Genomic DNA, 7,963 nt, shown 5'->3' with positions numbered 1-7,963 from the left:
TTTGAATCCCATCCCCTGGCCCTTCAGGCCAGGCTGGTATGGTACGCGCCTTTGGTGCTCCGGAGGACGCAGGCCGTTGGCCGTTGCCGCTCCGGAGGCCCCGTGCCTTCGCCAGCGGCGGTCCGGAGAATCCATGTTACGCGCCTTTGGCGCTCCGGAGGGCGCAGGCCGTTGGCCGTTGGCGGTGTTATCTGACCACGGCAAGGAGATGGCGCCCCTGGGAGCGCCGAGCGCCAGCTCGGCATTCTTCTGCCGTCTGCCGCGTCGGCGCTCCAGAGACCTCTCCGCTGTGGCGTGGCGTATCTTCGGAGCCCACCACTTGCATGACATCTCCGGCATGTTTCGGGCCTTCAGCCCTCTTGCCTGTTTTGAATCCCATCCCCTGGCCCTTCAGGCCAGGCTGGTATGGTACGCGCCTTTGGCGCTCCGGAGGACGCAGGCCGTGCACCGTTGGCGCTTCAGATCTGGTGTGTGGCCGGGCCGCTGGCCCGTCAGGCGGCATGTTTCGGGCCTTCAGCCCGCTTGATTGTTGTGAATGTCTTTTCTTGGCCTGAGGCGCGAGGAACGGGTCCAGCCCCGTTTCTGCGCTCCAGTCGCCTGTGCTCTTCAGCGCCAACGGCGCGAAACATACCAGCCCAGGCTGAAGGCCTGGGAAAACGGGTTCCCAAGCATCCCCCGGGCTGAAGGCCCGGCCCATCGTTCAAATGAACGCGAAAACATTCGTATTTCACGTTTCGGGACATGAATGCAGGATACCCGTGGTCAGGCGCCTACCCTGTCGCGCCCTATGTGGCCATGGCGAGAAGGGCGCCGAGCATGCGGTCGGTGACGGTGATGACGCGCGCGGAACCTTCGAAAGCGCGCTGGTACTGGATCAAGAGCGAGATTTCTTCGTCGAGGGATACGCCCGACACCTGCTGGCGGCGCCGCTGGAAATCATCGACGAAGGTCTGTTGGACCCCGAGCTCGTCTTCCGCGGCGCGGCTTTCGACCCCGAGACGCGCAATAGTGGCCTCGTAATACTCGCTGAGCGTTGAGGAACCGTCATCGAGAATCCGGGCGTTCCGGACAGCCGCCATATCCAGCGCCGCCGAATTGTCGCCCGTAGCAAGGGGGTCAAGGCTGTATGCCGATGAAATGAGGTCGGGGTTGGCCTGAATGTCGGGATTCAGGGCAATCGAGGCTGCGTCGCTCCCGGTGAACAGGCCGTTGATGCCCAGCGCGGTAAGTACGCCCGTGTTGTCGTTGGCGAAGCCAAAGGTATACGCCCCCGTCGCGCCCAGCTCGATGCGGTTGCCGACGACAGCCGCCGAGAAGTTGCCGACAGCATTTAACGATGCGGCCAAGTCGTTCAGGGTTGTCGATGCGGTGATGGTGATCGTGGTGGACGTAGGCACGCCCGAGGCGTCGTATACCACCACATCAAACGTGCCTGCCTGTACATCGAAGGGCAACGCCCCGCCCACTAACGCGTCGGCGGGAGCGGACACGTCGTTGCTGCTCGAAATAACGCCGGAGAGATTGTCAATCCCGTTGCCTTGGGAATGTATGCGGTTGATTGCGCCGATGAGGGAGTTGGCGAGGGTGTCGAGACGGTCGTCGAACGCCGGCAGGATCACATCGCGCATATTGAGGGCTGCGAACAGTTGGCCGTCGCTGACGTCGACGGCATGGCTGCTGTCGGCGAAACGCACCTCGAGCAGGTCCGGGCGTTCGGGATCAAGGGCCGGGTTCCGCACCGCCTCGAGCTCGTTCCACAGGTTGCCTTCCACAAGAGCGTCGCTACCGATAAAGACGCTGACCATCTTGTCTTGCTCGACCGTCGTGATGTTTACGAGACCCGACAGTTCGTCCAGGAGCCGGTCGCGTTCGTCGCGCAGGTCGTTAGCGTTGGTGAGATTGGCCTCGGACCGGACGATCTGCTGGTTGATCTCGGCCAGGCGCTCGGCAAGGGAATTGATTTGGGGGACGATGCTGCGCACTTCTTCGTTGGCGTTCGTGCGCAGGATATTGAAGCGCTCAGCTACGTTGTTGAAGCTAAGAGCGAGCTGCTGCGTCTCCGAGACGAGGGCTTCGCGCACCGAGGACGATTCCACGTTGTTGGCGAAGTCGCTGAGGGCATCAAAGAATTGTCCGAGGCGGGTGCCGAACCCGTTCTCCCCCGGTTCCAGGAAAATGTCGTCGATGAGGGCGTAGTATTCCGACGTGAGCTCGGCGGTTCCTAATCCAGACGCCTGCTCGCGGTAGGCCATGTCAAGGAACGTATCCCGGATGCGGACGATGTTGTCAACCTGGACGCCGCGCCCGATTTGGCCGTAAGGCGTCGTGATCGGAACGCGGGTCAGGAGTTCGGCACGCTGGCGCGAGTATCCTTCGGTGTTCACGTTCGCGATGTTGTGAGCGGTGGTGTCGAGCTGCACCTGTGCCGCCGTCAAACCCGACCGTGCGACATCCAAGGCGCTGAATAATGTTCCCACTCCCATCTCCTTCATGAGGCCCGGCGCTGGCCGCCATCGTCTGCCATCGACAACACGCCGCAAGTAGTGCCGCAAATCCTGTTCCAATTATCGGCGGCATTGCGAAAGGCTTTAGGACAAAACAGTTTACAACTCCGCGGCGGACCGCTCCTAAGTCATGGAGAGGGAAAAGGTTGCCGCGGTTCAGGCAAAACCTGCAGGACGGTGTCTGGCGCGCCTATTCGCGGGCGTAGCGCGCCAGAAATGCCAGAGACGCTTTGGGCAGCCCTTCGTGGCCGCCCTCGAAGATGGTCACCCGGCATGGTCCGGCGTACCGGCGCAGGTAGATGGTACGTCCAAATGTTTCGTCCTGTTCTTCCGCCGTCTGCAACGGCTCTTCGCGGGACAGCGCGGCGATTTCCCCGGCCGACACGGGCTGGGTATGGTGGACTCGGGCCAGCACATTGAACGCATCGAGCGAATGGTGGACCGGGACAGACCCGGTATGGCCATCGTGAATGCCCGTGGCGATCTCGAGGGGGAGGTCCTTTGCCTTCTCGAGATGGTAAAGAGGCGAGCGGTAGCGAAGCTGGTTATCCACTTCCTCCGAGGTTCCCGGTTTGCCGCCTGCGCACAACTCGATGTCCTGGGCGTACTTGTTCCCGGCCTCGGACGACTCCTTGTGCCACGCGGCGAGTTCCGAAATCGCGCACCACGCCGACGCGGCCGCCCACCGCTCGGGGGCATGGGCTGCCATTACGAGCGTCATATGGCCGCCGCCGGAAGCCCCGGCAAGGTATACCCGGTGTTTGTCGATGGAATAGTGTGCGAGGGCATAGTCGACCGCATCGAGGATGTCCTGACGGGCAAGTTCCGACGCGCAGGCTTCGGGCTTATTGTTGGGACCGCGGAAATGGGGTTGGAGGAAGTGCCAGTTATGCTGGGCGGCCTCGTCGCGCCACTCCAGGGTATCGAGGTCGTAGCCGTTGCTCCACGTGTGGAGAAAGACCAGGAGGGGGCGGGGTTCGCTCCCTCGAGCTTCAATGAACAGGCAGGGCTGTTGGGCTCCGTCGCTCGTGCTTTGTACGTAGATGGTCTTCACCGGGGATGCGTCTTCCTGGGTTCCCGTTGCGCACGAGGCCGCAACGGCTGCACTCAAACAAACAGCGGCCATTCGAAACGGCATGCGTCTTCTCCCGATTCGAGACGCTCAGCCTCGAGCCGCCTTCACGGCCTGTGCAAACGCCTCGGCGTTAACGGTGATCCCGTCGAAATCCTTGGCAGCCAATAGCTTCTTGCTAACAAGGTTGCCGCCGACAGCCAGAGCTGCCGCGCCCGAGCTCAGAAACTCGCCCACGTTCTCGAGCTCGACGCCGCCGGTCGGAACAAGCGGAATCTGCGGCAACGGACCCTTGAGGGCCTTGATATAGCCGGGTCCTCCAATATTCGCAGGGAAAACCTTGACCAGATCTGACCCGCTTTCCCATGCCGTCAGGATTTCCGTGGGCGTGTATGCGCCGCAGATCACGGGTTTCCCGTAGCGCCGCGCCATCTCGATGGACGGAATGGACAGCGTGGGCGTCACCACGTATTGCGCACCGGCAAGGATCGCCATGCGGCAGGTCTCCGGGTCCAGCACGGTGCCCACGCCCAGAAGCGCATCGGTCTTTTGCAACTTCTCGGAGGCCACCTTGAGGCATTCGAGCGCGCCCGGGGTGGTCATGGTGACCTCGATGCAATGGACGCCCCCCGCGGCGACCGCCTCGACGACCTTTACCAAATCCTCGCCGCCCGTATCGGCCCGCACCACCGCGATGATGCACTTATCGAGCATGTACCTGATTGCGTCGTACTTGTCCATCGGCATCTCCCTCGTGCTTGTATGACCGCCCCGATTCGAACACACTTCGGGGACGGCTGTCAACAGACGCGCGGACAGAACAGGCCGGACCCGGGCCCGCCGGACGCGCCCGACAACACCCCGCCGCCACTCGCATCCCCAAGGGGTTACCGCCACCGCACGTATGTTGTAGAATGCTGCGCAGATGAATGGAGGAAAACGGTCTTGAGCCAAGAGGCTGACGGTGCCGCAACTTCGAAGAGACGAAACTCTCGCCTATCTGCGGGAGTCAAAAGACAGGCTCGAAAGCGAGGATGGTGTCCGCCGAATCGGGCTTTTGGGGTCTTTTTTTTCTGGGCATGCTGCCGGGGCGAGTGATTTGGACGCATTAGCCGAGATGGATGCACCCACATTCAAGGCTTATTGGGCTAATGACCGCCGCACAGAGCGAACGGAGCAGAAGGTCTGTCCGATGGGTTCATTCATTTGCGCTTTTCTGATTTTGATAGCGGGGTGCGCGACGATCCCCGAGCGGCCGGAGTTGCCCGAATTCGTGCTGGCAGCTCACCGGGGGGTGGTGACCGAGGAGTTCCAGGAAAACAGCCTGGCCTCGCTCGAAGAGACCATCAGCCGGGGGTATACCCATATCGAGGTGGACGTGTGCTCGACCAAGGACGGCTACCCCGTCTGCCTGCACGACGGCAACCTCCAGCGCACCTGCGGCATCAACGACAACGTCAGCTCGTTGACGCTCGCGCAACTGCGCGAACTGGCCCCGGAGGAGCGCTTGCCCTCGTTCGAAACGTTCTGCGCGCGGTGCGAAGGGCGCATCGATTTGATGCCCGACATAAAGCATTGTCCGCAAGCGCTGTTTGATGCATTCATACGACGGGTCGACGCATCGATGACGCGCCATGGGCTGGTCGATGGCGCCCTGTTCATCGGCCGCAAGCGCGGCGCCGGGAGGTTCCAGGGCAGGGCGCGGTTATCGTGGGGCGGCAGTCCGGAAGAAGCTCGCCGCCACGTCATCGACAAGCGTTCCCAGGACTACTTCGTCTTCGGGCATGCAGCCGATTTCCAGGCGGATTCCGTGAAGGCGTTCCAAGAGATGGGCCTGCCGGTGATTGTAAGCATCAACGTGTTCCATTACGGCGACGCAGTGGGCGATCCCGTTGCGGCGGGCGTCAGGGACGTCACGCGCATGCTCGAGTACGGCGTGGACGGCCTGCAGATCGACAGCGTTTACGAGGAGGCCGCGAAGACCGGGCTGGGTCCGCGTTGAAGCACGCGGTTTTACAGTCTCCGGACAGCGCCATCGTCTCCACGGCGTTTTCAGGCGTAAAGCCTTTGTGCGATGGTATTTCCCGATGAGAGGCCGGCCGCGATTCTAGCGGTTCTGCCGGATTATGTGGTATGGTAGCAGTTGGGCAAGCAGAAGGAGACATTTCACCTATGGCTACTATTCGAATTGTCGGCGTGCAGATGCGGGTGTCCTTGAAACTTGAGGAGAACCTTCCCAGAATCCTTGATTACATCATGAATGCCGATGGCGATTTCATTTTGTTTCCCGAAATGAGCCTGACGGGGTATCACGGCGATTTCAGCGACAAGGCGGCCCGTGCGGCTTGGGAGCAGATCGCGAAGGCCTGCCGGCAGAAGTACATCACGGCGCTCGTTGGCACGGGCCGGAAACGCGACAACGACGTGCACATCCAGACGCGCATTTACACCGGCGAGGGCGAACTGCTGGGTACCCACGAGAAGCTGGTACCTACGAAATTGGACCGGGAGTTCTGTAAACCCGGCGAGAAGCTGCGCATTTTTCACTATCGCGGGCTGACCTTCGGGTGCACGATCTGCAACGATCTCTGGGTAACGCCCGGGGCCGGCCCGTACCCCGACCCGCGGCTGACCTATCAATTGGGCCAGAAAGGCGCCCAGGTGATATTCCATTCGGCGAATTCGGGAACGAGCGCTATCCACCGCACCTATCACGAGTCCAACCTGCAATTGCGCGCTCTCGAAAGCAAAGTCTATATCGCCACCGCGAACGCGGCTGCCCCCGAGGGAGCCGTGAACTGCCCGACGGGGATTATGTCTCCCGAAGGCTATTGGCTGGTGCAATGTCCGCTCGAGGGCGAACAGACGTATTCGCATGACATCGAAGTGGATATTGACCTGGGTGCCGAAGAGGAGGGTGAGGCGGTTAAGTGAACCCTTCCGCAGCCCCAGACGCGGTACAAAGTTTCAGGCGTATACGTGAGCATTACAGCGGCCATTTGCCTAAGGCTCTCTGCGGCCAGTAGTTAGGGAGATGAGCATGAGGCGTGACGCATGAGTGCAGGCGCGCATTCCAGGCGCGCGTTCCTAGTCCGTTCGGCTGCGGTCGGGGGATTGGCTACCCTCGTTTCGCGTGCCGACGGGGCGCAGGGCAAGGCTGCCCCGGAAGAACCCCTGCGTTGTGCCGTGATCGGGGTGGGCAAGCGCGGCGGGGCGCTCCTGCAGACCCTTCTGGAGCTGGATTCCGTGACTGTGGCGGCCGTGGCCGACACATACGACGTGTGGCGCAACCGTGCCCTGGCCTGGTGCAAACAGAAAAACGGCAAAGCCGCCGATTATATCGATTTTGAGCGGCTGTTGAGGAAAGAAGAGCTTCAGGCAGTGTTTATTGCTACGCCGCCACACGTTCTGGCGCCGGCAGCTCTCGCGGCCCTCGAAGCGGGCTCCGCCGTATACATTGAGCGGCCCATGGCGCTGACCTCGGAAGCCGCAAAGGCCATTCGCGACGAGGCCCGCGCGGACAAAGCCGTCGCCCAGGTCGGCATGCTGTGCCGCAGCACGGATCTGTACCTCCGTGCGCGCGAGATTCTCGCGTCGGGGGATGTCGGCTCCCTCGCGATGGTGCAGGTCAACCACTACGAAGCAGGACAAGCCCTTGACCCTGCGAGCTTGCCCAAGGAAGCCAGCGAAGAGAGCGTGCATTGGTCTTTGTTCCTCGAAGACACCAAGGAATGCCCGTTCGACCCCCTGCGCTATTTCCATTGGCCCTATTTCGAGGAGTACAGCGGGGGATTGAACGGGGGAATGCTGGCAGACCATCTGGATGCCTGCCATTTTCTGGCCAACCCCGGCATGCCCGTGCGCGTGATGTCGGCAGGCTCTCTGGCCAAGTTTGCGGACGGCCGTACCTGTCCAGACACGGTGAACACGATCGTGGAATACGCCAACGGGCTTCAGATGACGTATACGGCTACCCTGACAAACGACCGGTTCGGCATGGAAGAACGGTATATTTGCACGAAAGGCGCCCTCCATATCCGCAACATGCAGGAACTGACCATTTACCGCGAGGATATCGAGGAGAACCTGAAGTCCAACGGACCCAATACGAAAGCGCACATCGAGGATTTTCTTGCAGCCGTGCGTTCCGGGGGCAGAACCCGCACTACCGTGGACGACGGATTCAACGCTGCCGCGGCCTGCCACATGGCCGTCTTATCTGACCGGAACGGCAAGACCGTCACGTGGGACCCGCAGATGGAAACCGCCGTGGTCTGAAGTCGCGGCTGTTATTCGACGTTCCCGGTTGCAGGGTCGTAGCGCCAGTCGCGGCCGGGGTAGGGATGGGGCGGGACAAACTCGAGATCCCCTTCTTCGACGGCCTTTT

Annotated in this window: 6 protein-coding genes; 3 read left to right on the top strand and 3 right to left on the bottom strand. The window is 61.6% G+C overall.

Going from position 1 to position 7,963, the window contains the following annotated elements; all coding sequences use genetic code 11:
* Positions 1–785 precede the first annotated feature (785 nt).
* The 3 genes from flgK to eda form a co-directional block, all read right to left on the bottom strand.
* Positions 786–2,477 (bottom strand): flagellar hook-associated protein FlgK, encoded by a 1,692-nt coding sequence (gene flgK, locus PLJ71_22190; GenBank protein ID HQM51399.1) that lies wholly within the window; start codon positions 2,475–2,477, stop codon positions 786–788.
* A gap of 217 nt (positions 2,478–2,694) precedes the next feature.
* A complete protein-coding gene (locus PLJ71_22185) occupies positions 2,695–3,642 on the bottom strand; it encodes a prolyl oligopeptidase family serine peptidase (GenBank protein ID HQM51398.1) in 948 nt (315 codons plus the stop codon).
* 24 nt (positions 3,643–3,666) lie between these two features.
* On the bottom strand, positions 3,667–4,317 hold the full coding sequence (eda, locus tag PLJ71_22180) for a bifunctional 4-hydroxy-2-oxoglutarate aldolase/2-dehydro-3-deoxy-phosphogluconate aldolase (GenBank protein ID HQM51397.1): 651 nt from the start codon (positions 4,315–4,317) through the stop codon (positions 3,667–3,669).
* Positions 4,318–4,768: 451 nt separating this feature from the next.
* On the opposite strand from eda, the gene PLJ71_22175 reads away from it, so the two are divergent.
* From PLJ71_22175 to PLJ71_22165, 3 genes are all read left to right on the top strand, one after another.
* Positions 4,769–5,578 carry a glycerophosphodiester phosphodiesterase family protein gene (locus PLJ71_22175; protein ID HQM51396.1) on the top strand — a complete coding sequence of 270 codons (810 nt, stop codon included), beginning with the start codon at positions 4,769–4,771 and terminating at the stop codon, positions 5,576–5,578.
* Positions 5,579–5,748: 170 nt separating this feature from the next.
* Positions 5,749–6,510 (top strand): carbon-nitrogen hydrolase family protein, encoded by a 762-nt coding sequence (locus PLJ71_22170; protein ID HQM51395.1) that lies wholly within the window; start codon positions 5,749–5,751, stop codon positions 6,508–6,510.
* Positions 6,511–6,630: 120 nt separating this feature from the next.
* Positions 6,631–7,854 carry a Gfo/Idh/MocA family oxidoreductase gene (locus tag PLJ71_22165; protein ID HQM51394.1) on the top strand — a complete coding sequence of 408 codons (1,224 nt, stop codon included), beginning with the start codon at positions 6,631–6,633 and terminating at the stop codon, positions 7,852–7,854.
* The last annotated feature ends 109 nt before the right edge of the window (positions 7,855–7,963 follow it).

The sequence above is a fragment of the Candidatus Hydrogenedentota bacterium genome (assembly GCA_035416745.1).
Taxonomy (GTDB): domain Bacteria; phylum Hydrogenedentota; class Hydrogenedentia; order Hydrogenedentales; family SLHB01; genus UBA2224.
The sequence above is the reverse complement of the archived record's forward strand: the minus strand, read 5'-3'. Positions and strand labels throughout refer to the sequence as shown.